This window comes from Gelidibacter pelagius, assembly GCF_017581925.1.
In the GTDB taxonomy this organism is placed as follows: domain Bacteria; phylum Bacteroidota; class Bacteroidia; order Flavobacteriales; family Flavobacteriaceae; genus Gelidibacter; species Gelidibacter pelagius.
In genome coordinates this window covers 1-901 of sequence record NZ_JAGEVG010000063.1, presented here as the reverse complement: position 1 = coordinate 901, position 901 = coordinate 1, and the positions used below count along the sequence as shown (strand labels likewise).

The following is a 901-nucleotide window of genomic DNA, read 5'->3' as shown; positions in this document are numbered from 1 at the left end:
AAATCCAAAACTGAAGATGAATTTGAAACCAGTATTATCAAATATGGTGTATCAAAAGAAACCCTATTGAATGCCAATAGCTTTAATATAGTATCATCAAAATTACAGCACAGGCAAAGTGGTAAGACCTTAAACAAACACAAGAGCACTATAACAGACCTGACTGCTGAACAATTGATGGACGGTTAAATTTAGAAACGACATATTTTTATTCTGAAAATGACATAGAGGTTTTTTATGCACCTGTGAGAACTTTCGGCAATTATAAAAGAGCAATTCTTTCTCTGACAAAAAACAATATTACCAATTCTTATATATTGACCTATCCAGATCCTGATAACATCAAATTGTTTTATGTGAGCAATTTGGATGGTATCCTATTACAAAAAGTTACTATCGGAGATGATGGAATAGGTGTGATCGATAATTATAAAAGCCCGTTAGATGCCGCATCAAAACCATCCCAAAATTATGCTATGAGAGGTGGTAGTTGCACGGAAACTGTTTACCAGAAATGTAGTAGCGGGAATCATAGTTTCAACTCGGGAAATGCAATGGAATGCATCTATTGGCACAACTTAGGTGCGGGAACGCCGCCCCAAATATACCAGATGCCCATAGACTGTGGTGATTATGGTAGTGGAAGTGACAGCGGAGGAAACAGTGGGGGAAGCAGTGGAGGAGGAGGAGGTGGTTATAACACACCACCACCTGGAAATGGCGGGCCACCTATCAACTTATCACCCATAGAATGTATTGTTAACCTGGATTGTGAAGACTGCGGTTTACCTGGCGATTTGAACGGTGATTGCACTATAACCTACGACGAAGGACGGTTCAACCTATTTTTACAAAACCTAAATGGATTGCAACTTTCTACGTTTAACAATCTAAATGAAAA

2 protein-coding genes are annotated in these 901 nt (G+C 38.6%); both read left to right on the top strand.

Annotation, left to right across the window (positions count from 1 at the left end):
- A partial coding sequence (locus J4051_RS18835) for a hypothetical protein (RefSeq protein ID WP_208235434.1) occupies positions 1-189 on the top strand: 189 nt, incomplete at its 5' end.
- 56 nt (positions 190-245) lie between these two features.
- A partial coding sequence (locus tag J4051_RS18830) for a hypothetical protein (protein ID WP_208235433.1) occupies positions 246-901 on the top strand: 656 nt, incomplete at its 3' end.